The sequence below is a fragment of the Pseudonocardia xinjiangensis genome (assembly GCF_012911925.1).
Lineage (GTDB): Bacteria > Actinomycetota > Actinomycetes > Mycobacteriales > Pseudonocardiaceae > Pseudonocardia > Pseudonocardia xinjiangensis.
The window spans coordinates 1-22,216 of record NZ_JAAXKY010000127.1 but is presented as its reverse complement, the minus strand read 5'-3'; the positions used below and the strand labels follow the sequence as shown (position 1 = coordinate 22,216).

The window sequence follows — 22,216 nt, the reverse complement described above, 5'->3', positions numbered from 1 at the left end:
GAATCATTCCGCGAGTCGCCCGGAACGGTCCCGCGAGTCGCCCTGATTCGGTGCGCGAGTCGCCCCGATCCCGTCCCGGCGCGCGCTTCGCCCCGCCGCACCCGCGAGTCGCCCAGTTCTCGCGCGCGAGTCGCCCGATCCTGCGGCCTTCTCCCGATGATCGTCGTGAGATCCGGCTATCCGCCCTCCACAGGGCCAAGAGTCGGATCTCGGATCGATCACTGCCATCTGAACCCGCGAGTCGCCCCGATCGGGAGGCCGAGTCGCCCTTCCTCCGCACACGCGGCCCCACTCGTCACCGAACGACTCGCCAGCGGGATGGGCACGCAGCGGGTCGGTGGGCTGCTCCGGGCAGAGGCCAACGCCGCAGGAATGGGGGCCCGGGATAGGAGGGCGACTCGCGCACCGAATCAGGGCGACTCGCGGGACCGTTCCGGGCGACTCGCGGAATGATTCCGGGCGACTCGCGGGCTCGTTTCGGGCGACTCGCGCGCCGATTCCGGGCGACTCGCGGGGGTGCCGACCGGCCCGCCGCCGCCGTCGATCGGCGGTGGGCCGGTCGTGCTGTGCGGTGCTCCCCTCCGGGTCCCCCGACCCGGCCGCACCGCTGTCACGTTAGGACAGTCCCCCTCGGCGCGGATCGGTCGAAAGGTTGATCCTCATCCCTGCTGAGGTCTCAGCCCGTCCCGCACCACTGCGAAGACGCGTCGACCCAGCGCCGGGTCCGAGTCGGTCCCGACCACCTGCAACAGCCCTTTGAGCAGCGCGATCAGGTCCGGGACGGTGACGTCACCGCGTACGGCTCCGGCCGTCTGGGCCCGCGCCAGCAGTACATCCAGCGCAGCCTGCAGTTCGGCGACGGCATCGGACATTCCGCGCGCCCCGGCCCCGGCGAGCGCGTCGGGCAGGTCGCGCTTGCGGTCGGCCTCCTCGGCGAGCCGGGTGAGGAAACCGTCGAAGGCCGACCCGGGATCGGTGGCGGTGGCGCGGGCCTGCGCATCCGCCACGAGGTCCTGCACCCGGGCGAGGGAGACGGCCTCGAAGAGCGCTTCCTTCGTCGGGAAGTGCCGGTAGACCGTGCCCGGGCCGACGCCGGCTGCTGCCGCGATCTCGTCGAGCGGAACACCGAACCCCCGCTCTCCGAAGGCCGCGTCGGCGGCTGCGAGCACCCGGTCCCGGTTGCGGCGGGCGTCCGCGCGCAGCGGCCGGTCAGCCACGACCGCACACCGCAGGTGGGTAGCGAAGCGGGGCGCACGTTCCGTATCGTCGAAGCGGGGTCACCGTTCCGATTCTAGGAGTTGTCATGAGCCGCAGTCCTCGGGAAGTCGTCGAGCAGGTACGTCGCATGGTGGCCGGGGAGGGCGTCGTGTTCGCCGACCTCTTCGCCGCCGACGGGGTGCTCACCTATCCCTTCGCCCCGCCCGGGATGCCGCGCGAGCTGCGCGGGCGGGACGCGATCCGGGCCTATCACGGCGCCGCCTCCGGGCGGCGGGAGATGTTCCGGATCGAGGGCGTCGACGTGGTGGTCCGCGACACCGACGACCCCGAGGTCGTGGTGGCCGAGATCGAGCACCACGGGCACTCGCACGCCACCGGCGGGCCGTACCGGTTCCGCGCACTCGGCGTGATCCGGGTGCGCGACGGCGAGATCATCAGCTACGACGACTACATGGACCCGATCGCGACGGCCGTGCTGCTCGGCCGCACCCCCGACCTGGTGGCCGCGTTCTCGGCGGCCTGACCACCGGATCAGAGCCGCCGGATCGTCGGCCAGATCTCGGCCCAGGCGCGGTTCCGCCCTTCGAGCAGGAAGATCGGAGTTCCCTGCACGAGGTTGGTGACGCGCACGTCGTTGTCCATGGCGCCCACCTGCGTGACGCGGTCGAAGGCCGGTGCCAGTGAGGTCGGGTCACCGACGACGAGCACCGCGCCGGAGTCCTCCGGCGGCGTGCCGAACCACGCGGCGCCCCGGTGCGCGCTGTATGCGGGCAGGTCCGGCGCGTAGTGCTGGATCGCCGACACCGTCCAGTAGTCCCCGGTGACCACCACGGCGTTCCGCGCGGTCTCCGGGGGCAGCGCGCGGTGCGCGGCCACCACGTCGTCCACCGTCTGCGGCCAGCCGATCTCGTCGAGCTGGAAGTTGCCGATCATCAGCGGCTGGTCGGCGTGGGCCGAGACCGGCTTGATCGGCAGCACGTGGAGGACGCCGAGGACGAGGACCGCCGTCACCGCGTAGACCGGCCACGTCGGCACCCACCGCCACCAGACGGCCGGCCTGCGCTGCTCGATCGCGGCCGCCGACGCCGCCCAGAGCACCGGGAACATCCCCGCGATGTAGTACGGGCGCCCGCCGCTCACCAGGAAGATCAGGGTGACACCGAGCGCCGTGACCCCGAGGAACCGGTATGCCGGATCGGCGAGCAGCCGTCCCACTCCGTGCACGGCCAGCACCGAGCCGACCAGGAACCCGACCATGAGCAGCCCCACCGGCAGGAAGCCGATCATCCCGCCGGCGTAGACGCTCTCGGCGGCCACCGCACGGCTCATGCCCAGCTGCGGCCATCCGTTCTGCGCCTGCCAGACGAGGGTCGGCACGGTGGTGAGCACCGCGACCGCACCGCCCAGCCAGAGCGCGGGCCTGCGCAGCAGGTCGCGCGGACCGAACACGAGCACGGCCACGATCGCGACGACCCAGAACGCCCCGACGAGGAACTTCACCTGCAGCGCGACCGCTGTGACGAGCGCGGCGGCGATCAACAGCCCATCGGCCCTGGTGCGCACCCACCGCACGAGCAGCCAGGTCAGCGCTGTCCACAGCGCCGGGTCGAGCGTCGAGGTGGCCAGCAGGTGCCCGGTGGCCAGGAAGTTCGGCGACAGTGCGTAGGCACCTGCCGCGAGCAGCTGGGCGCGCCTGCCGCCCCCGAACTCGCGGGCCAGTAGCGCCGCGAGCACGACCCCGGCCACAGTCGCGAGGGTGGCCGGGATGCGCAGCACCGCGACCGACCCCGGAGCGATGGTGTCCATCGCCAGCGCGATCAGCGGCAGCAGCGGCGGCTGGTCGGCGTAGCCCCAGGCCAGGTGGTGCCCCGCCGCGATGAAGTACAGCTCGTCGCCGAAGTATCCGTAGCGGCCGCTCACCGCGGTGAGCAACACCCCGACTGCGGCTGCCACCAGCAGCACCGGGCCGCGGGCAAAAGCCGGCAGCGCCCGCGCAGGTGCCGGGCTCGTGATCGTCGTCATCTTCGTCCCCCCAAGTCCACGGCAGACGCTAGGGGGCGGCCCATCAGGCCGAATCGATCGATCGGCGGATCTCCGGATCAACCGGACCGGAGAGACGCTAGGACTCGGCGATCTCCGCAGCGGCCAGCCAGTCGAGCTCGACCGTCTCCTGCTCGGCGAGCACCGCCTTGAGCTCGGCGTCGAGCTGGAGGAGCCGGGCCGGGTCGGTGGCGGCGGCGGCCAGCTCCTCGTGCAGCTGCTTCTCGCGCTTGCTCAGCGCCGTCATCCGGCGCTCCAGCCGGGAGGCCTCCTTGCGCGCGGCGCGCTGGTCGGCGGCGTTCGACGCCGGCTTCGCAGGCGCCGACCCGGCCGGGACCGCGGACAGGCCCGTGGCCTGCTTGCCGGCCGCGGCGCGACGCTGCAGGTACTCCTCGATCCCGCCGGGCAGGTGCGTGATCTTCCCGTCGCCGAACAGGGCGACCACCGTGTCACAGGCCCGCTCCACGAGGTAGCGGTCGTGGCTGACGACGACGAGCGTGCCCGGCCAGCCGTCGAGCAGGTCCTCGAGCCGCGAGAGTGTGTCGACGTCGAGGTCGTTGGTGGGCTCGTCGAGGAGCAGGACGTTGGGCTCCGCCATGAGCAGCCGGGTGAGCTGCAGGCGGCGGCGCTCGCCACCGGAGAGCTGCCCGACCGGCGTCCACTGCCGGGCCGCGGGGAACCCGAGCCGCTCCAGCACCGACGACGCCGTCAGCTCCAGCTTGCCGAGCCGGACGTACTTCGCCACCTGCTCGGTGGCCTCCAGCACACGCATGTCCTTCGGCAGGTCGACGAGCTCCTGGCTGAGCTCCGCCAGCTGCACCGTGGTGCCCTTGACCAGCTTGCCGCCCTGCAACGGACGTTCACCGGTGAGCGTGCGCAGCAGGGTGGTCTTCCCGGAGCCGTTGACGCCGACGATGCCGACGCGGTCGCCGGGCCCGAGGCGCCAGGTGACGTGGTCGAGCAGCGTGCGTCCGGCGATCTCGGCCGTGGCGTCCTCGAGCTCCAGCACCGTGCGGCCGAGCCGGTTGGTGGCGAACCCGAGCAGCTCGACGGAGTTGCGGGGCGGTGGGACGTCGGCGATCAGCGCCTCGGCGGCCTCGATCCGGAACCGCGGCTTCGACGTGCGCGCGGGCGCGCCGCGGCGCAGCCAGGCCAGCTCCTTGCGGGCGAGGTTCTGCCTGCGGGCCTCTGCCGCGTCCGCCTGCCGGGAGCGCTCGGCGCGCGCGTAGACCCAGTCGGCGTAGCCGCCGAGGTAGCTCTCCACGCGCCCGTTCGCGACCTCCCAGGTACGGGTGCAGACCGCGTCGAGGAACCACCGGTCGTGCGTGACGACCACGACGCCGCAGCGGCGCGACAGCAGGTGCCCGGCGAGCCACCCGATGCCCTCGACGTCGAGATGGTTGGTGGGCTCGTCGAGCACGACGAGGTCGGGGTCGCCGACGAGGGCCGCGGCCAGCGCCACCCGCCGCTTCTCCCCTCCGGACAGACCCTCGACGCTGCGTTCGAGGTCGCCGATGCCCAGCCCGTCGAGCACGTCGCGGACCTTGGCGTCGGCGGCCCACTCGTGGTCGGCTGCCCCGTCCCACGCGGAGAGCACGACGTCACGGACGCGGGCGCCCTTCGGCAGGGTGTCGCCCTGCGCGAGGTGGGCGAGGTTCAGGCCGCCGACGCGGCTGACCCGTCCGCCGTCGGGGGCGCGGTCGCCGGTGATGATGTCGAGCAGCGTGGTCTTGCCGCCACCGTTGAGCCCGACGACACCGACCCGCTCCCCGCGCTCCACGCCCAGCGACACGGCGTCGAGCAGGACGCGGGAGGCGTCACCGGGGACGTGGGCGGTGACCGACTCGAGGTTCACCAGATTCTGGGCCGATACGCGCGGGGCCATCAGGCGCGCACCGGAGGCCAGGACGTGGGCGGTCCCGGCGGTTCGTGCAGGTCGACCACGCGGGCGCCGGGAACCGGTCCGTGAGCCACCCGGACGGTGCGGCAGACGCCGACGCCGGCCAGCTCGGTGGCCACGTCGATGGCCGCGTCGGCACTCGTGCAGAGGAACGCGCACGTCGGCCCGGAACCCGAGACGAGCCCAGCCAGCGCACCCGCGGTGACCCCGGCGCGCAGCGTCCGCCGCAGGTCGGGAGCCATGCTGACGGCGGCCGCCTGCAGGTCGTTGCCCAGACTGAGGGCGAGCTGGCGGGGGTCGCCACCGGCGAGCGCCTCCAGCACCGGCTCGACCGGGCGGTCCGGCGGCGGTTCGTCACCGCGCAGCCGGTCGAGCTCCCGGAAGACGCTCGGTGTCGAGAGCCCTCCGCGGTGCAGGGCGATCACCCAGTGCTGCGGGTGCCGGGACAGGACCGGCACGATCCGCTCGCCGCGGCCGGTGCCCAGCGCGGTGCCGCCGTAGAGGGCGAAGGTGACGTCGCTGCCGAGCTCCGCCGCCAGCACCGAGAGCTCGTCGCGGGAGAGGTCAAGCTTCCACAGCGACGACAACCCGACGAGCGCGGCGGCCGCGTCGGCGCTGCCGCCTGCCATGCCACCGGCGACGGGGATGCCCTTGCGCAGCACCAGCCGCACGTCCGGATCCCGGTCGGCGCGCTCGGCCAGGAGCTGGACGGCCCGCCACGCGAGGTTCGTCTCGTCGGCGGGCACCTCGGCGACGCCCTCTCCGTGCACCTCGATGCCCGGGGCGTCACTGGGTGCGAGGGACACCTCGTCGAAGAGGCTCACGGCGTGGAACACCGTGACGAGGTCGTGGTAGCCGTCGTCCCGCAGTGGTCCTACGGCGAGATGCAGGTTGATCTTCGCAGGTACGCGCACGGTGACCGGGGGAGGGACGGCTGCGAGCACCCGCCAACACTACGTGCGCGCCGTGGCGGCGCGCCGTCAGTGCCCCTGTGACGATCGGGCACGGGCGGCGGCGAGGCCCGCGAACGCCTCGACACCCAGCGTCTCGGCCCGTGCCGACGGGTCGATCCCCGCTGCTCGGAGTGCGTCCTCCGCCGCGGCGGGAGAGCCGGCCCAGCCGGCGAGGGCCGACCGGAGTGACTTGCGGCGCTGTGCGAAAGCGGCGTCGATCAGCCGGAACACCTCGGCCCGGTCGCCGGGTGGCGGGTCCCGGCGGTCGAAGGCCAGCAGCCCGGAGTCGACGTTCGGGACGGGCCAGAACACGGCGCGCGGCACCGGACCCGCCCGGCGAGCGGAGGCGTACCAGGCCAGCTTCGCGCTCGGCACCCCGTAGGCCTTGCTGCCGGGCGGCGCGGCGAGCCGTTCGGCCACCTCGGACTGCACCATCACCAGCCCGCGCCGCAGCTGCGGCAGCTGGGACAGCAGGTGCAGGACCACGGGCACGCCGACGTTGTACGGGAGGTTCGCGACGATCGCGGTGGGCACGGGACCGGCCAGGTCGGTGGCCAGCACGTGCAGCGCGTCGGCCGTGGTGACGGTGAGCCGGTCGGCCAGCGTCGGAGCCCGCTCGGCGGCGGTCATCGGCAACCGCGCGGCGAGCACGGGATCGATCTCCACGGCGTGCACCGCGCGCACGGCGGGCAGCAGGGCGAGCGTCAACGACCCGAGCCCCGGCCCGACCTCGAGCACGACGTCGTCGGGCGTGAGGTCGGCGGCCCGGACGATACGGCGCACCGTGTTGGGATCGTGCACGAAGTTCTGCCCGAGCCGCTTCGTCGGCCGCAGCCCCAGCTCCCCGGCCAGAGCCCGCACCTCGGCGGGCCCCAGCAACCGCGACTGTTCGTCCGTCACCCTCGGAGCGTGCACCGGGCCGCACCGGCCCGTGTCATCGGGGCAGGCCGAGCTTGCTGGCACAGGCCGGCCAGGCACCGTAGCCGCCGCGGTCGTCGCGGACCTTGGTGCCGACGGCGATCTGCTCCTCGCGGCTGGCCTGGTGGGGCAGCGGCGCGTAGTCGTCGCCGCCGTAGGCGCGCCAGGTGCCGGCGTCGAACTGGAGACCGCCGTAGTAGCCGTTGCCAGTGTTGATCGCCCAGTTGCCGGTGGCCTCGCAGTCGGCGAGCCTGTCCCACACGCTGCCGTCGGAGATGGCCGGTGCCTGCGGGATGTCGTCGTTGGTGCCGACCTTCACGACGCGGGGCTTCGGCGCGGTGCTGCTCCCGGCCCGCACCTGCTCGCGCCGGACCTCCTTGCCGTTCTGCACGTAGACCCGCATGATCGCCGTCTGCTCGCCGGACTCGCCCCTGTCGACGACCACACGCTTGCCCCGCGGCATGTCGGGGTCCTCGATCAGCTCCTCCGGCGGCGGGATGTCGCGGACCACGACGACCTCACCGACACCGTTGCGCACGACCTGCACCGACGTGCCGTCGGTGAGCGGCGTGTCGCCGGGCGGCACGCTGACGTCGTCCGGGCCGAGCTGGATGCCCCGCTCGGCGAGCAGGCCGGCCACGGTGCCCGCCGTGGTGGTGACGTCCGCGGGAGCCCCGGTGCCGTCGGTGATCGACACGGAACGCGGCACGTTCAGCTTCAGCGCGAGACCGGCCAGCGGGATGCTGGTGGCGGGAGCGGCCGACATCTGGATCGGGGTGGCGTCGACGCCGAGCACCTTCAGTGCATCGCCCACGGATGCGGCGGTGGTCCAGACCTCACGCTCGGAGGTGCCCTCCACCAGGGTGAGCTTGCGGGCCCGGCTGAGGATGACGTGGTCGCCGTTGCTCAGACCGGTGGGCAGCGCGGGCTCCACGCGGTCCTGCGGGGCGGGGGTGAGCCCGGCCGACTCCAGCGCCGCGGCGACGTCGGACCCGAACGTGTGGACGGTGCGGTCGTGGCCGTCGACCGTGATCGTGACGGTCTTGTCCATGGCCAGCGCGGTGGCGCTGCCACCCACCAGCGCGACGAGCACGGCCAGCACGGTGCCGCGGACCAGCAGCCGGGCCGGGGCCCGCCGGGGGGCGGCCGCCTGCCGGCGCCGACCGGCCCGGGTGGGCGCGGGCGCCGCGGCCGGGGCGGCGTCCGGCGCGACCACCGCTGCGAACGGCTGGGTGAGGGGCTCGGCCTCGACCCGGGACGCGACGGCCGGGACCACCGGGATCGGCCCGGTCACGTCGTCGTCGATCGGCCGGATCCGGCTGGTGACCTCCTGCGCGGGGATCACGGCGAACGGGCCGGTCGCCGGATCGGCACCGGCGTCGATGGCCCTGGCGTCGATCGTCCCGGTGCCGGGCGCCGGGCGCGTCATCACGGGCGCCTGGTGCCGCCCGGCGGCGCTCCTGGCCGCGATCCTGGTGGTGCGCTCCGTGGCGGACTCGCCAGGGGCGGCGACCGGCTTGCGGGACTGCTCGAGCAGCTCGGCAGGCGACGCGGGGAACGTGCCGGTGTCCCCGCCGCCGTACCAATCGGCGTAGGGGTCTTCCGTCGGCACCGCGACCGGGGGTGCGGTGACCTTCTCACCCCCACGAGCACGCGGGGCACGGTGCCGCGCGCGAGTAGAGACGTCGACCACTGGCATCCAGACCTCGTTCGGACCGGGCAGGGGAGGAATCACCGGTCACGGTGGCCCGGAGGCATGGATCAGGGGGAGCGCCCCGGACCACCGTGACCGCTGTGCTGGGGAGCGTTCCCCACCCCGGCTTTAGCGATCACGGAACCGTAACGGGCGGTCACGGTCGATGGCTCACCGAAATGCCTTGCCAGCGCCGAATGGCCCGCTGCCTACGCCGAACGAGCACCGTCCGTGCCGCCCGTCCACGGGTGCGCAGCAGGTGGCACGTCGGCGAGGCCGAAGATCCGTTCGGCGTTACGCCGAGCGCTCGTGGCGAGCCGCTCGTCCGTGACCCCGCGCAACGCCGCGAGACCGCGCACGGTCCACGGGAGGCAGTACGGCTCATTGGCCCGGCCGCGGTGGGGGTGCGGGGTGAGGAACGGGGCATCGGTCTCCACGAGCAGCTGCTCCTCGGGCACGACGACCGCCGCTTCCTGCAGGTCACGGGCGTTGCGGAAGGTCACAGGGCCGGCGAACGACAGGACGTACCCGGCCGCCGCGCACTCCCGCGCCATCGCCGCGTCGCCGGAGAAGCAGTGGAACACGACGGTCTCCGGCGGCCCCTCCTCGCGCAGGATCCGCAGCACGTCCTCGTGGGCGTCCCGGTCGTGGATCATGAGCGGCTTGCCGATCCGCTTGGCGAGGTCGATGTGCCGCCGGAACCACTCCTGCTGCGCGGCGGGCGGGGAGTGGTCCCAGTAGTAGTCGAGGCCCGTCTCCCCCACCGCGACCACCCGCGGGTCGCCGGCGAGGCGCTCGATCTCCGCGAACCACTCCTCCGGCACGGCGGCCGTCCGGGTCGGGTGCAGGGCGACCGCGGCGGTCACCCGCTCGTCCCAGTGCGCCGCCTGCACCGCCCAGCGCGCGGCCGCGAGGTCGTCGGCGATCGTGACGGCGCGCGTGACGCCGACGGCGGCGGCCCGGTCCATCGCCGCCACCACGTCGGCGGCGTCCTCGCACCCGCAGGCGTCGAGGTGGGTGTGCGCGTCGACGGTCGGAGCGGGCAGCGGCTCGGGGGCGGGCGGCCGCTCGCGCCGCCCGTGCGCGCCGCTCACTTCAGGATCGGCGCCCACTCGGGGCCGTTCTCACCCAGCTCGGGATCGAGCTTGGTGAAGATCGGCGTGGGCTTGGCCAGCGGGCGGCCCACCTCGATCGGCACCGACTGCCAGCGCGCCTGCTCGCGGGTGTAGTCGCCGGTGAGGATCGGGTTGATCCGGCCCGGGATGTCCAGGTCGGGGACGTCCAGCAGCTCCGGCTGGGCCGCCCACACCCCGGTGCCGCCCAGCGCCTCGTGCACCTTCTGCGCCGAGTGCGGCAGGAACGGCGTGAGCAGCGTGTTGGCGTCCTGCACGACCTGCAGTGCGGTGTGCAGCACGGCGTCGCGCCGGTCCGGGTCGTCCTTGAGCTTCCACGGCTCCTGCTCCGACAGGTAGCGGTTGGCCGCGGAGACCACCCGCATCGCCTCGCTGATCCCGGCCCGGAACCGCGAACGGCGCAGATGCGCACCCACGGTGTCGAAGGCGGCCTTCGACAGCGCGAGCAGTTCGGCATCGGCCGCCGCCGGCCGGGTGGGCGCCGGGATCGCGCCGTTGTTCTTGTGCGCCATCGAGATCGACCGGTTGACGAGGTTGCCCCACTCGTTGGCCAGCTCGAAGTTGACCCGGCGGACGAACTCGTCCCACGTGAAGTCGACGTCCTGGGTCTCCGGCCCGGCCGCCGAGATGAAGTACCGCAGGCTGTCGGGACCGAAGTCGCGCAGGACGTCACCCAGGTAGATCACGGTGCCCCGCGAGGTGGAGAACTTCGAACCGCTCATCGTGAGGAACTCGCTCGAGGCGATCTCCGTGGGCAGGTCGAGCACGCCGTAGGGCCCGGGCTCGCCGCCGTGGTCGCCCTGGCCGTTGTGGCCGAGCAGCAGAGCGGGCCAGATCTGGGCGTGGAACGTGATGTTGTCCTTGCCCATGAAGTAGACGTGCTCGGCGTCGGGGTCGTTCCACCACGCCTTCCAGGCGTCGGCGTCACCGGTGCGCCGGGCCCACTCCACGCTGGCGGAGAAGTAGCCGATCACCGCGTCGAACCAGACGTAGAACTTCTTGAGCGGCTGGTCGCGCCAGCCGTCGAGCGGGATCTTCACACCCCAGTCGAGGTCACGGGTGATGGGCCGCGGCCTCATGTCGTCGACGAGGTTCCTGGTGAAGTTCAGGACGTTGGGCCGCCACCCCGTCTTCGTGGACAGCCACTTGCCGAGCGCCTCGGTGAACGCGGGCAGGTCGAGGAACAGGTGCTCGGTCTCGACGAACGCCGGCACCTCGCCGTTGATCCGCGACCGCGGGTTGATCAGCTCGGCGGCGTCGAGCTGGTTGCCGCAGTTGTCGCACTGGTCGCCCCGGGCCTGGGGGTAACCGCAGATGGGGCAGGTGCCCTCGACGTAGCGGTCGGGCAGGGTGCGTCCGGTGGACGGGCTGATCGCGCCGGTGGTGGTCCTCGGGACGATGTAGCCGTTGCGGTGCAGCGCCAGGAAGATCTGCTGCACGACGTCGGCGTGGTTGCCCGTGGTGGTGCGCGTGTAGAGGTCGTAGGTGACGCCGAGCCCGCGCAGGTCCTCCGCGATGACGCGGTGGTACTTGTCCACGGTCTGCTGCGGCGTCAGGCCCTCCTTCTCGGCCTGCACCAGGATCGGGGTGCCGTGCTCGTCGCTGCCGGAGACCATGAGAACCCGGTTGCCGACCATCCGCTGGTAGCGCGAGAAGACGTCGGAGGGCACACCGATACCGGAGACGTGGCCGATGTGCCGGGGGCCGTTGGCGTAGGGCCAGGCCACGGCGGTCAGCACGGGGGAACTCATGGGTCAAGACTAGGCCCAGCGCGCCACCGGGTTCCGCGGGCGCTCAGACCGTGGCCGAGCCCCCGGACCAGGAGATCTCCAGCTTCCCGTCGACGGTGCGCAGGACGATCCCGAGCACCTCGCTCGTGAGCTCACCCTCGGCACCGGGCTGTACGGGGACGAGCCGGCCGCCGAGGGCCCGGAACAGCTCCACCCGCCGCTCGTGGGGGTGGGCGACGATCATCTCGCGGACCCCGACCCGTCCGTAGAAGTCGATCTTCTCGTAGGTCTCGCCGTTCTCACATCGCCTGGGGCGCGTCGAGCATGAGGACCCGCATGTGCACAGGGTAGCGATCCCTTCCATTACCGTGGACAGGGTGAACGTTGAGGTCACGCCCCTGCCCGGAATCGGTGTGCGCAAGGAGTTCGCGATCCGTGGCGGCAGACGGATCGGCGTGGTCACGCATCGCGACGGAAGGATCGAGCTGATCATCTCCAAGTCGGACGACCCCGACGCCTGCCTCGCGGAGCTGCCGCTCACGGTCGACGAGGCCGGCGCCCTGGCCAACCTGCTCGGTGCCCCGCAGCTCGTCGCCCAGCTCACCGAGGAGCACCGCGACCTGCCCGGCATCCACACCCGCCAGATCCCCGTCGGCCCCCCGTTCGACGGGCGCACGCTGGGCGACACGGCCCTGCGCACCCGCACCGGCGTCTCCGTCGTCGCCGTGATGCGCGCCGGGCAGGTGCACCCGAGCCCCACCCCGGACTTCACCCTGACCGCCGGAGACCTCATGGTCACGGTCGGCACGTCGGAGGGGCTCGACAACGCTGTCAAGATCCTCAAGCGGGGCTGACCGCGGGTGGACCACACCGCGCTGGAACTGATCGAACTCGGTGCCGTCTTCTTCGGACTGGGACTGCTGGGCCGCCTCGCCGGGCGGATCGGGCTGTCCCCCATCCCGCTCTACCTGCTCGGCGGGCTCTTCTTCGGCGCAGGCGGGCTGGTCCCGCTCAGCGGCATCGAAGGCTTCACCAGCCTCGCGGGCGAGGTCGGCGTGGTGCTCCTGCTCCTGCTGCTCGGGCTGGAGTACTCCGCAGCCGAGCTCGTCACCGGCCTGCGCCGGTCCTGGACGGCCGGGATCCTCGACATCGTCCTCAACGCCGCGCCGGGCGCGGCCGTGGCGCTCGCGCTGGGCTGGGGGCCGGTCGGGGCGCTGGTGCTGGCCGGCGTCACCTACATCTCGTCGTCGGGGATCGTCGCGAAGGTCCTCTCGGACCTGGGCCGGCTGGGCAACCGCGAAACGCCCGTGGTGCTGTCGATCCTCGTGTTCGAGGACCTCGTGATGGCGCTCTACCTGCCGATCCTCACCGCGGTGCTGATCGGTGTGAGCCTCGTCGGCGGCCTGACCGCGGTCGGGATCTCGGTCGCGGTGCTCGCCGTCGTGCTCGTGGTGGCGCTGCGCTACGGGCGGTTCGTGTCCGCACTCGTCGACTCCCCCGACCGTGAGGTCTTCCTGCTCAAGGTGCTCGGTGCCGCGCTGCTGGTGGCCGGTTTCGCCTCCGCGATGCAGGTCTCGGCAGCCGTCGGGGCGTTCCTGCTGGGCATTGCGATCTCCGGCTCCACGGCGGAGAACGCCACCAAGCTGCTGGAGCCGCTGCGCGACCTGTTCGCCGCGGTGTTCTTCGTGGTGTTCGGGCTCAACACCGACCCGGCGTCGATCCCGCCGGTGCTCGGCTGGGCGGTCGTCCTCGCGGTGTCCACCACGCTGACGAAGCTCGCCACGGGGTGGTGGGCAGCGCGCCGGGTGGGCATCGGGTCACTGGGCCGGGCCCGCGCCGGGGCGGCGCTGGTGGCGCGCGGCGAATTCTCGATCGTCATCGCCGGGCTGGCCGTCGGCTACGCGGCGGTTGACGAACGCCTCGCCGCCCTCGCCACCACGTACGTGCTGCTCATGGCGGTGATCGGACCGGTGGCCGCCCGCGTGGTGGAGCCGGCGGTGCGGTGGACACGCGCGAAGCGCCCGTCCACCGCGCCGGCCCCCTCGGCCGGCAACTGACCCCGAGCCTCCGCGACATGGTCACCTGACGCGGATTCGTCGGCCTTTCACCAGCGATACGTGACCATGTCGCGGTAAGGGGCGGTCGCCCGTCACGGTTCTCCGTGACGGCGGCGCAACTCGCGTGTCAGGTCTTCCGCGCGCTGGACGTGAATGTCGGGGACCTCGGCCGCGAGGCGGTCGGCCGCCGCCGCGATCAGGTGGAGCTGGGCCACGAACTCCCCGGCTGCCCGCTCCACCGACGTCGACGGCGTGCGGCCCAGGTAGGTGTCCAGGCACATCGGCAGGTCCACCCGCACGATCTCGGCCGCCAGTGCGAGCCGCTCGGGAGCAGCTGCCCGGTCGGCGGGCCGATCGCCCACCTCGTCGAGCCGGTCGAGCACGAGCCCCATGACCTGGACGATCCGTCGGACGGCGGGGACCGTGCCCGCCGGAAGGGCCTCGGACCGTGGCGTGATGCGGGTGAGGAGGGCCGCGGCGTCGGAGCGCAGCGCGTCGGTCAACCGGGGTGACGCGGCCGGGTCGGCGGGCCCGACCAGCGCGCCCACCCCGTACAGCCCGACCGCCACGACCGGCCAGACGTCCCCGATCACGCCGGCGAGGTGCAGCCCCACACCGGCCAGCGCGCCGACCATCCCGGCGATGTTCTTCCGCGACACCAGGTAGCGGCGCGCGCCACCCGCACGGTCAGACATACCCGCGAATCTCCTGGAAGACCTCCGCCAGCGGCACCGTGCGCGCGTCGAAGGTCCGGCCGCCGGTCAGCTCCGCGACCTCCTCCATCTCCGCCGTGCTGCTCTCGCCGAAGAGCACGCAGAACACCGGAACGCCACGCAGCTGCGCGGGGAGGGAGCCGACGTAGGCGCGGAACGCTGCGATGTCGGCGCCGCTCGTGTTCTCGCCGTCGGTCATCAGCACGATCGAGGTGAACCGGTCGGGGTCGGCGGCGATCTGTCGCTCCGCCAGCCGGTACGCGCTCTCCAGGCTGTCGTAGATCGCCGTGTCGCCGCCTGCCTGCAGCGCCGCGCCCGCGTCCGCGATCCGCTGCCGGTCCGGGCCCGGGTCGTCCTCGGCAACGGTGAACGTCTGCGGGTTGCCCGCGAGGCTGTTGAACGGCAGCAGCGTCACCTCCTCGCGGCCCCGGAACCGGCGGTACTGCGCGGTGAGGGACGGGTCGGCCCCGGCCAGGCCCGCGAGCGAGCGCCGCAGCGCACCGATGCGGTCCTCGCGCTCCATGGAGCCCGACGTGTCGAGGACGTAGACGGTGCGCGACGGGCGCCGCAGCTTGTCGAAGTAGCTCGTGAGCAGCGCGTCGACCACGTCGGCCTGTCCGGGGAACGGCAGCTCCACGAGCGCCGACGACGGCGCTGGAGCGACGCCCGGCACGGCGGGCCTGCGGTGCGTGCGATTCGCGATCGTGCGTTGGACGTCCGGCGTGCGCAGGTACTCGGTCAGCCGTCGGTACGCGTCCCGCACCTCCTCGGAGGCCCCGGCGAGCACGGTGAACGGGTAGTCGGCCGTGATGACCCCGTCGGCCGGGTAGATCAGCTCGAGGGGCTCGGGGAGGTTGCCCGCTGCGTTCATCGCCAGCAGCACCGACTCGTAGTTGATCAGCCCGTCCACCGGCTCCCCCGGATCGGCACCGGTGGCGCGGCGGACGTAGGCGTCCTGGAGGAAGCCGGACGACCCGGCGGCGAGCGTCTGGGCGGCGAAGAAGTCCCGAAGCGCCGGAGCAGTCGACGCCGCCTGCGGGGCGGTGAGCGCCGAACCGGCCCCGACCAGCGCCGTCGCCACGGCCACGACGGCCGAGAACCCCGAGTTCGACGCAGACGGGTCGGTCATCCCGTAGGTGAACTGCTCGGCACCGGCAGCAGCGGCGATCTCCGCCCAGGTCACCGGCCGCCCCACCCAGCCGAGGCGCTCGGCCACCGAGCGCCGCAGACCGAGCACCACGGGCGAGGACATGATGTCGGTGGCCGTGCCGAGCCGGGCCTGCGCCTCGGGCTGCAACGCCAGGTAGCGGTTGGAGGAGAACCAGATCGCGTCGTGGTCGGCCGCCGCCGCTCCGGACACCACGGCCTCCGCCCCGTCCAGCGTGCCGACCGGGTCGAGCGCGACGCGCACGCCCGTGGCTGCGGCCGCCTCGTCGAGCACCGGGCCGAGGTCCGCGAGCTCGCTCCCGGCGAGTACCCGCAGCGTCACCGGCTCGCCCGACGGTCCGGCCCCCGGGCCGGCCGGGCTCCCGCTCGTGCAGCCGGCCAGCAGGGCGACCACCACAGCGCCCGCCACGGTCAGCCGCCTCACGGGGTGCACCCGAGGCTCGTCAACATCCCCTCCAACGTGTCGTACGACGGCGGCTCCACCACGTCGACGAGCGTGGGGGGCTCCGGCAGACCGCGGTTCCGCACCGCCTCGGCGAACGCCCTGGGGTCGATGGGGCGGAAGCCGTGCTCAGCGGCCAGTGCGATGAGCTGCGCGTCGGTGGTGAGCAACGAGCCGACCCGGTCGCCCTCGGGCGTGAGGGGCACGAGCGTGTGCCGCGAGAAGATCGTCGGCCTCGGGTAGAGCAGGCGCGCTTCGGCGGGGAGCACCGGGTCCGGCGACAGCGCCTCCGCCAGGTACTGCGCCTCGTACACCAGCGCCATCGGGACTCGGCCCATCCCGGCCGACAGGTAGTCCTCGAAGAGCACTTCGGTCGACGGCGGCAGGTAGCCCTGGTCGCGGAACAGCGGCTGGACCGCGGGCACCACCGCCGCTGCCGCGGCCGGGTCGGCGACCACGGAGTCCGCGTTGGCGGCGTAGGAGGCGATCCCGAGGTACATGGCAGCGGAGTTGGACTGGCACGGCGCCGTCGTCGACAGCAGCACGTTCTTGCGCGCCGGGAAGGCCGTGTTGCCCGGCAGCTGGTCCCACCGGGTGCCCGCGGCTGCGAGGGCCAGGTAGCGGTGCACGTCGAACGCCGAGGTCCCCGGCGCGACGACGCCCGCCTGTGTGAGAACGTCGACGATCGGGGTGAACGTGGCCACCGCCATCGGCGAGGAGAACGGGGCGTACGTACGCGCTGCCGGGCGCTCGGCCAGCAGTTTGTCCGCCGCCGGGGAGCTGGAGGGGAACGCGAAGTCGTAGTCGTCGACCCGGACGGTGGTGGCGATCTGGCGCGAACCCGCGGGGTCGACGCGGACATCGAGCCCGTTGGCGCGGAACACGTCGCGCACGCGCTGGTCAGCGAAGAACGCCAGCTTCTCCGATCCGATCACGCCGGTGACGACGATCGGGGCCGCCGGTTGCGGCTGGTCGCCGCCGATGTCGCGGATCACGACGAACCCGACCACTCCCAGCAGGGCGAGCGCGAGCAGCCAGCTGAGAACCCGCCTGCCGGAGCGCCGGCCGCTCGGAGCGGTCATGGTGTGATGATCTCGTTCGAGTCTGAACGCACAGTGAACGCGAGGCCCCGAATCGGGCGCCATGGACAGTGCGGACAGCCGGCTTCAGGAGCGGGCGGCGAGGGCGGCCTCGTAGAGGTCCCGTTTCGGGACGCCTGCCGCCCGCGCCACCACCGCCACCGCGTCCTTGAGCCGCTCGCCGTCGGCCACCCGCTCCTCGACGGCTCCCACCAGCGACTCGACGGGCGGCGCGGCGGAGGGCGCGGCGCCGGCCAGCACGACCGTGATCTCCCCGCGCACGGGTCCCTCGGCTGCCCACTCCGCGAGCTCGGAGAGCGGGCCGCGGAGCACCTCCTCGTAGGTCTTGGTCAGCTCCCGGCAGACGGCGGCGCCCCGCTCAGGCCCCAGCACGTCGACCGCGTCGGCGAGCGTCTCGGCCAGCCGGTGCGGCGACTCGAAGAACACGATCGCCCTCGGCTCCGTGAGCAGCGTGGTGAGCCACCTCCGGCGTTCGCCGGCGCGCCGGGGCGCGAAGCCCTCGAAGCAGAACCGCTCGCAGGGCAGGCCGGAGAGCACCAGCGCCGTGGTCACCGCGGACGGCCCGGGCAGGCACGTGACGGGCAGCCCTTCGGCCGCCGCCGCCGCGACCAGCCGGTAGCCGGGGTCGGACACCGCGGGCATCCCCGCGTCGGTCACCACCAGCACGGTGCGCCCGGCGCGGACGTCGTCGAGCAGCCCGGGCAGGCGGGCGGCCTCCACCGCGTCGTAGTGGCTCAGCACCCGGCCCGACACCGTCACACCGAGCGCTGCGGCGAGCGAACGCAGGCGCCGGGTGTCCTCGGCGGCCACCACGTCGGCCGTGGCAAGCGCGGTCAGCAAGCGCGCCGACGCGTCCCCGGCGTCACCCAACGGGGTGGCCGCGAGCACGAGACGGCCGGACACCGGGTCAGCAGACATGGCTGGCAGCCTACGATCGGCGACGTGGCCACCCGCAGCGACGACCGCTCGCGAGCTGGCACAGCCACCCGAGCCACCGCCGACGCCCCCACGGGCAACCGGCCGATCGGCGACGCCCCCGCGCCCGGCCTGCACCCGGCCGACCCGACGGTCCGGCTGGGCGCGCCCCCACCGACCGACCGGCTCCGCGGCTGGATCGTCGCGATCACCCTGGCGCTCATCGCCGGGGCGGTGCGGTTCGCCGGGCTGGGCCGCCCCACCGACGGCGGCACCCCCGTCTTCGACGAGAAGCACTACGTGCCGCAGGCCTGGCAGATGCTGCGCAACGGCGGCGTCGAGGACAACCCCGGGTACGAGCTGGTGGTGCACCCGCCGCTGGGCAAGCAGCTCATCGCGCTCGGGGAGTTCTTCTTCGGCTACGACGGGTTCGGCTGGCGCGCGGCAGCGGCACTGGCCGGCACGCTGATGGTGCTGCTGATCGTGCGGGTCGGGCGCAGGCTCACCCGCTCCACGCTGCTCGGTGGTATCGCCGGCGTCCTGCTGATCTGCGACGGGCTGTCGCACGTGCAGTCGCGGATGGGCATGCTCGACGTGTTCTCGGCCCTGTTCGTGCTGGCAGCGTTCACCACGCTCGTGCGCGACCGCGACGACGTGCGGGCCCGGCTGGCGATCGTGATCACCGAGGGCCGGATGCACGACTCCCCGTACGGTCCACGGCTGGGCGTGCGGTGGTGGCGCTTCGCCACCGGCGTGCTGCTCGGACTGGGGTGCGCGGTCAAGTGGTCGGGCGTGTACTGGCTCGCGGCCTTCGCCGTGCTCGCCGTGGTCTGGGACCTCGCGGCCCGGCGCGCCGCAGGCGTCGAGCGGCCGTGGCTGGGCACGCTGCGGCGGGACCTCGCGCCCGCGCTGTGGGCGCTGGCCCTGATCCCGGTGGTGGCCTACCTGGCGGCGTGGTGGGCGTGGTTCGGCAGCGAGACCTCCATCGACCGGTACGCCGTCGGCGTGAAGGTGGGGACCGGCGGACCCTGGTCGTTCGTCCCCGACGCGCTGCGCGGGCTCTGGTACTACAGCGGCAAGGTGCTGGAGTTCCACACCGGCCTCACCACCCAGGCCAGCGGCGTGCACCCGTGGGAGTCCAAGCCGTGGACCTGGCCGATGGGCCTGCGTCCGATGCTCTACTACTACTCCTCGGGCAGCCAGATCACGGGCTGCGGCGCCTCGTCGTGCATCAGCGCGGTGATGCTGATCGGCACGCCCGCGTTGTGGTGGCCGTCGCTCGGGGTGTTCGCGTGGTCGCTGTGGCGCATCTTCACCGGCTTCGACTGGCGCTACTGCGCCGTGGTGGTGGGCTACGCGGCCGGCATCCTGCCGTGGTTCGCCGACATCAACCGCCAGATGTACTTCTTCTACATGACCCCCGTCGTCCCGTTCCTGATCCTCGGCACGGCGCTGGTGATGGGCGAGATCCTGGGCAGGTCGAACGCGTCGCGCGAGCGTCGCCAGACGGGCCTGCTGGTCGTCGGCCTCTGGGTGGGCGGGGTCGTCGCCAACTTCATCTGGCTGTGGCCCATCCTGGTCGGCGAGCCGATCACCGCGGAGATGTGGGACGCGCAGCTGTGGCTGCCGTCCTGGCGCGCCTGACCGACGGTCATGCCACCGCGAGCAGCACGCTCGCCCCGAGCGCGAGCGCGGCGCTCACCAGCTGCATCACGGTGAGCCGTTCGCGGAGCACCACGCGCGCCAGCAGCACGACCACCACCGGGTAGAGCGACACCACCACGGCGCTCACGGCCAGGTCGCCGAGCCGCGCGGAGAGCAGGAACAGCACGTTGGCGGCACTGTCGAAGACACCACTGACGATCATCCAGCGCGCGGGCAACGGCGCGGGCGCCTGCTCGGTCACCGGCCGGGCCGCGCCGACCGTCTGACGGAGCCGGACGACCGGGCGGACGCCCGGGCGCAGCGGCAGCCGGTGCCGCAGCACCAGCGCGCCCACGACCATCACGGAGACGACCCGGCCCGCGAGCAGCGGCCAGAGCCCGGAGTCGTCCGGTGTCGACCCGAGGCCGACGAAGAACAGGCCGAAGCCGACGCCGGCGGCGAGCCCGAGCAGGATGCCCGTGGTCGCCGCGGCGTCCCGCCGGGTGCCCGCGGTGGCCATCAGGATGGCCACCAGCGCCACGACGATCGCCACCACCGTGAGCGGCCCGAGGCGCTCCCCGGTCAGCACGCCGACCGCGAGCGGGAGTCCGGCGCCGACCACCGAGGACAGCGGCGCGACCACGCCCATCGGGCCGACCGCGAGCGCGCGGAGGTAGAGCAGCAACCCGCTGGTCCCGCCGATGGCGGCCAGCACACCCATGCCGATCGCGGCGGCCGACGGGTGCCCGGGCAGCAGCCACGCCGCCGGCAGCAGGGTCAGCAGCCCGGCGGCCTGCGCCACCAGCGTCACGACGAGGACGGGAGCGCGCCGGGCGGCGAGCCCGCCGGCGAAGTCGGCCACGCCGTAGGAGAGCGCCGCCGGGAGCGCGACAGGGACGGACATCGGACCTCAGTTCAGTAGAACGTACCCATCAGGTCAACGCACTGGACGGTAGTTCGAGAATGCGAGAAGTACAACCAACTATCCGACGCAGTACGGCAGACTGACCGGCGTGCAGTCTCCCGAGGACGTGGCCACCACGGTCGGCCGCAACGTCCGCTCCCTGCGCCAGCAGCGGCGGATGACCATCGACGCGCTCGCCGCCGCGGCGGGCGTCAGCCGGGGCACGGTGATCCAGATCGAGACGGCCCGGGGCAACCCGAGCATCGCCACCCTGGTCGGGCTGGCCGCGGCGCTGCGGGTCGGGGTGGCCTCGCTCGTCGACGGGGACGCCGAGCCGCGGGTCGTCGTCCGCCGCGGGGCAGAGGCGGCCCGGCTGTGGAGCAGCGCCGCGGGCAGCAACGCCGTCTTCCGGATCGGCACCGACCCGCCCGACGTGGTCGAACTGTGGGACTGGACGCTGCAACCCGGCGACGGCTTCGACGGCGAGGCACACCCGATGGGCACCCGCGAGGTCCTCTCGGTGTTCTCCGGCCGCCTGACCGTGCGCGTCGGCAGCACCGTCCAGCACCTGGAGGCGGGCGACTCCGTCCTCTTCCAGGCCCACGCCCCGCACCGATACAGCAACGAGGCGCCTGCTGGCTCCGGCGCCGCCCCCGTGCGGTTCGTCATGGTCGTCCTACAACCCGGCGATGCCGGCCTCGTCCCGCCCACGAGCATCGCGGAGGCCGAGATCCCGCTCCCGTGATCAGCAGCCGTCGGCCCGCAACGGCCGGTGCACCGGGTCGACGGCGAGCGTCACCCCTTCCACCTCCGAGCGGTACATGCACCCGCCGGCGGTGCGCACCTCGACGGTGTCGGAGTCGACGAACCGGACGTCGGCGGGCGCCGGCGCCTCCTCGACCCCCTGGTAGACGATCGACTCCTGCTCGAACGGCCCGCTGCCGGCGCGGATCACCACGGCGTAGATGGGGTCGATGGCGTAGGGCGCCCCCTCCACCACCACCAGGCGCCGGCCACCGTCGGCCACCTCGGACACCGTCTGGTCGATCCCCGCCACCTGCGACGCCGTCCACACCACCGTCGCCCAGCCGAGTACGGCGATCGCACCCACCGCCAGCACGAGCACGCGCGCCAGGCCACGGCGGACGGCCACGGCGAACGCCGAGGTGAGCAGCAGCAGCGCGAGCAGCACCAGCCCCGCTGTGAACCATCGCGCATGGCGCAGGTGGAACGGGTCGGCGACCGCCAGCGCGGCGAGCCCACCCACGATCAGGGCGAGCACGGCAAGGATGACGGTACGGCGGAATCTCGGCACCGGATGATTCTCCCGGACGGCGCCCGAGGGCCTCCTCGCAGATGCCGCGCCGTGCGCGCAGGGCTGGTCAGCCACCCCGCCGACGCAGAGAACCCGGCAGCTTCCGCTGCCGGGTTCGGTCGACTCGGTGGAGCTGAGGGGAATCGAACCCCTGACCTACTCGATGCGAACGAGTCGCGCTACCAACTGCGCCACAGCCCCGTGTCCGCCGTCTCCGCCGGACGAAGAAAACCCTATCAGCCGGTCACTCCCCCGCCGCACGGCGGTAGTCGGGCCGGGTCGGCCCGGCGAGGTCGTGCAGCTCGAGGTCGGCCTCACTGGCATCGACCAGCGCCGTTCCTGCCGGGAGCGGCGGGGGCGGAGCGGGGCGCAGG

Annotated in this window: 20 protein-coding genes and 1 tRNA gene; 5 read left to right on the top strand and 16 right to left on the bottom strand. The window is 73.2% G+C overall.

Going from position 1 to position 22,216, the window contains the following annotated elements; genetic code table 11:
- Positions 1-659 precede the first annotated feature (659 nt).
- A complete protein-coding gene (locus HF577_RS28710; protein ID WP_312859434.1) occupies positions 660-1,217 on the bottom strand; it encodes a TetR/AcrR family transcriptional regulator in 558 nt (185 codons plus the stop codon).
- A gap of 86 nt (positions 1,218-1,303) precedes the next feature.
- Here HF577_RS28710 and HF577_RS28705 point away from each other — a divergent pair, with 86 nt between their 5' ends.
- Positions 1,304-1,741, top strand: a complete 438-nt coding sequence (locus HF577_RS28705; protein ID WP_169399103.1) for a nuclear transport factor 2 family protein — start codon at positions 1,304-1,306, stop codon at positions 1,739-1,741.
- An 8-nt stretch (positions 1,742-1,749) separates the two neighbouring features.
- Here the strand turns inward: HF577_RS28705 and HF577_RS28700 are convergent, their stop codons facing one another.
- From HF577_RS28700 to HF577_RS28665, 8 genes are all read right to left on the bottom strand, one after another.
- On the bottom strand, positions 1,750-3,240 hold the full coding sequence (locus HF577_RS28700; protein ID WP_169399102.1) for a glycosyltransferase family 39 protein: 1,491 nt from the start codon (positions 3,238-3,240) through the stop codon (positions 1,750-1,752).
- 97 nt (positions 3,241-3,337) lie between these two features.
- Positions 3,338-5,143 carry an ABC-F family ATP-binding cassette domain-containing protein gene (locus tag HF577_RS28695; RefSeq protein ID WP_169399101.1) on the bottom strand — a complete coding sequence of 602 codons (1,806 nt, stop codon included), beginning with the start codon at positions 5,141-5,143 and terminating at the stop codon, positions 3,338-3,340.
- Entirely contained in the window at positions 5,143-6,102 is a 960-nt protein-coding gene (locus tag HF577_RS28690; protein WP_169399100.1) for a 4-(cytidine 5'-diphospho)-2-C-methyl-D-erythritol kinase, read from the bottom strand. Before HF577_RS28690 ends, HF577_RS28695 begins: the two co-directional genes overlap by 1 nt.
- 36 nt (positions 6,103-6,138) lie before the next feature.
- Entirely contained in the window at positions 6,139-7,011 is an 873-nt protein-coding gene (gene rsmA / locus HF577_RS28685) for a 16S rRNA (adenine(1518)-N(6)/adenine(1519)-N(6))-dimethyltransferase RsmA (RefSeq protein ID WP_169399099.1), read from the bottom strand.
- A gap of 34 nt (positions 7,012-7,045) precedes the next feature.
- Entirely contained in the window at positions 7,046-8,641 is a 1,596-nt protein-coding gene (locus HF577_RS39900; RefSeq protein WP_169399098.1) for a resuscitation-promoting factor, read from the bottom strand.
- Between the two features lie 290 nt (positions 8,642-8,931).
- Positions 8,932-9,816: a TatD family hydrolase gene (locus HF577_RS28675; RefSeq protein WP_169399097.1), complete on the bottom strand. Its 885-nt coding sequence runs from the start codon at positions 9,814-9,816 to the stop codon at positions 8,932-8,934.
- Positions 9,813-11,606 carry a methionine--tRNA ligase gene (gene metG / locus HF577_RS28670; RefSeq protein WP_169399096.1) on the bottom strand — a complete coding sequence of 598 codons (1,794 nt, stop codon included), beginning with the start codon at positions 11,604-11,606 and terminating at the stop codon, positions 9,813-9,815. The genes HF577_RS28675 and metG overlap by 4 nt, the downstream gene beginning before the upstream one ends.
- Positions 11,607-11,649: 43 nt before the next feature.
- The gene (locus HF577_RS28665) at positions 11,650-11,829 is read right to left on the bottom strand and encodes a hypothetical protein (protein WP_169399095.1); all 180 of its coding nucleotides are present in this window, start codon (positions 11,827-11,829) and stop codon (positions 11,650-11,652) included.
- A gap of 133 nt (positions 11,830-11,962) precedes the next feature.
- Between HF577_RS28665 and HF577_RS28660 the strand changes: the two genes are divergently transcribed.
- Together HF577_RS28660 and HF577_RS28655 are read left to right on the top strand one after the other, a co-directional pair.
- Positions 11,963-12,439: a cation:proton antiporter regulatory subunit gene (locus HF577_RS28660; protein ID WP_169399094.1), complete on the top strand. Its 477-nt coding sequence runs from the start codon at positions 11,963-11,965 to the stop codon at positions 12,437-12,439.
- Between the two features lie 6 nt (positions 12,440-12,445).
- A complete protein-coding gene (locus tag HF577_RS28655) occupies positions 12,446-13,642 on the top strand; it encodes a cation:proton antiporter (protein ID WP_169399093.1) in 1,197 nt (398 codons plus the stop codon).
- 92 nt (positions 13,643-13,734) lie between these two features.
- Here HF577_RS28655 and HF577_RS28650 read toward each other — a convergent pair whose 3' ends face one another.
- The 4 genes from HF577_RS28650 to rsmI all read right to left on the bottom strand — a co-directional run bounded on the left by HF577_RS28650 (position 13,735) and on the right by rsmI (position 17,982).
- Complete coding sequence (locus HF577_RS28650) at positions 13,735-14,337, bottom strand: hypothetical protein (protein ID WP_169399092.1); 603 nt, start codon at positions 14,335-14,337, stop codon at positions 13,735-13,737.
- Positions 14,330-15,946, bottom strand: coding sequence for a vWA domain-containing protein (locus HF577_RS28645; protein WP_312859433.1), 1,617 nt, complete (start codon positions 15,944-15,946; stop codon positions 14,330-14,332). Before HF577_RS28645 ends, HF577_RS28650 begins: the two co-directional genes overlap by 8 nt.
- Positions 15,943-17,046: a hypothetical protein gene (locus HF577_RS28640; RefSeq protein ID WP_169399091.1), complete on the bottom strand. Its 1,104-nt coding sequence runs from the start codon at positions 17,044-17,046 to the stop codon at positions 15,943-15,945. The genes HF577_RS28645 and HF577_RS28640 overlap by 4 nt, the downstream gene beginning before the upstream one ends.
- Positions 17,047-17,130: 84 nt before the next feature.
- Positions 17,131-17,982 (bottom strand): 16S rRNA (cytidine(1402)-2'-O)-methyltransferase, encoded by an 852-nt coding sequence (gene rsmI / locus HF577_RS28635; RefSeq protein WP_169399090.1) that lies wholly within the window; start codon positions 17,980-17,982, stop codon positions 17,131-17,133.
- A gap of 105 nt (positions 17,983-18,087) precedes the next feature.
- Here rsmI and HF577_RS28630 point away from each other — a divergent pair, with 105 nt between their 5' ends.
- Entirely contained in the window at positions 18,088-19,623 is a 1,536-nt protein-coding gene (locus HF577_RS28630) for a dolichyl-phosphate-mannose--protein mannosyltransferase (protein WP_169399105.1), read from the top strand.
- A 7-nt stretch (positions 19,624-19,630) separates the two neighbouring features.
- On the opposite strand, the gene HF577_RS28625 is transcribed toward HF577_RS28630, so the two are convergent.
- Entirely contained in the window at positions 19,631-20,527 is an 897-nt protein-coding gene (locus tag HF577_RS28625) for an EamA family transporter (RefSeq protein ID WP_169399089.1), read from the bottom strand.
- A 109-nt stretch (positions 20,528-20,636) separates the two neighbouring features.
- On the opposite strand from HF577_RS28625, the gene HF577_RS28620 reads away from it, so the two are divergent.
- Positions 20,637-21,272, top strand: coding sequence for a helix-turn-helix domain-containing protein (locus HF577_RS28620; protein ID WP_211174978.1), 636 nt, complete (start codon positions 20,637-20,639; stop codon positions 21,270-21,272).
- Here HF577_RS28620 and HF577_RS28615 read toward each other — a convergent pair whose 3' ends face one another.
- Together HF577_RS28615 and HF577_RS28610 are read right to left on the bottom strand one after the other, a co-directional pair.
- Positions 21,273-21,842, bottom strand: coding sequence for a hypothetical protein (locus HF577_RS28615; RefSeq protein ID WP_169399088.1), 570 nt, complete (start codon positions 21,840-21,842; stop codon positions 21,273-21,275). It abuts the gene before it with no gap.
- Between the two features lie 128 nt (positions 21,843-21,970).
- Positions 21,971-22,043: transfer RNA gene (locus HF577_RS28610), tRNA-Ala, on the bottom strand.
- Positions 22,044-22,216: the final 173 nt, after the last annotated feature.

Excerpts from the sequence above, each read along its gene's own strand:
- HF577_RS28695 (WP_169399101.1), bottom strand. The coding sequence starts at position 5,143 with ATGGCCCCGCGCGTATCGGCCCAGAATCTGGTGAACCTCGAGTCGGTC.
- HF577_RS28700 (WP_169399102.1), bottom strand. The coding sequence starts at position 3,240 with ATGACGACGATCACGAGCCCGGCACCTGCGCGGGCGCTGCCGGCTTTT.
- metG (WP_169399096.1), bottom strand. The coding sequence starts at position 11,606 with ATGAGTTCCCCCGTGCTGACCGCCGTGGCCTGGCCCTACGCCAACGGC.
- rsmI (WP_169399090.1), bottom strand. The coding sequence starts at position 17,982 with ATGTCTGCTGACCCGGTGTCCGGCCGTCTCGTGCTCGCGGCCACCCCG.
- HF577_RS28665 (WP_169399095.1), bottom strand. The coding sequence starts at position 11,829 with ATGATCGTCGCCCACCCCCACGAGCGGCGGGTGGAGCTGTTCCGGGCC.
- HF577_RS28705 (WP_169399103.1), top strand. The coding sequence starts at position 1,304 with ATGAGCCGCAGTCCTCGGGAAGTCGTCGAGCAGGTACGTCGCATGGTG.
- HF577_RS28650 (WP_169399092.1), bottom strand. The coding sequence starts at position 14,337 with ATGTCTGACCGTGCGGGTGGCGCGCGCCGCTACCTGGTGTCGCGGAAG.
- HF577_RS28625 (WP_169399089.1), bottom strand. The coding sequence starts at position 20,527 with ATGTCCGTCCCTGTCGCGCTCCCGGCGGCGCTCTCCTACGGCGTGGCC.
- HF577_RS28640 (WP_169399091.1), bottom strand. The coding sequence starts at position 17,046 with ATGACCGCTCCGAGCGGCCGGCGCTCCGGCAGGCGGGTTCTCAGCTGG.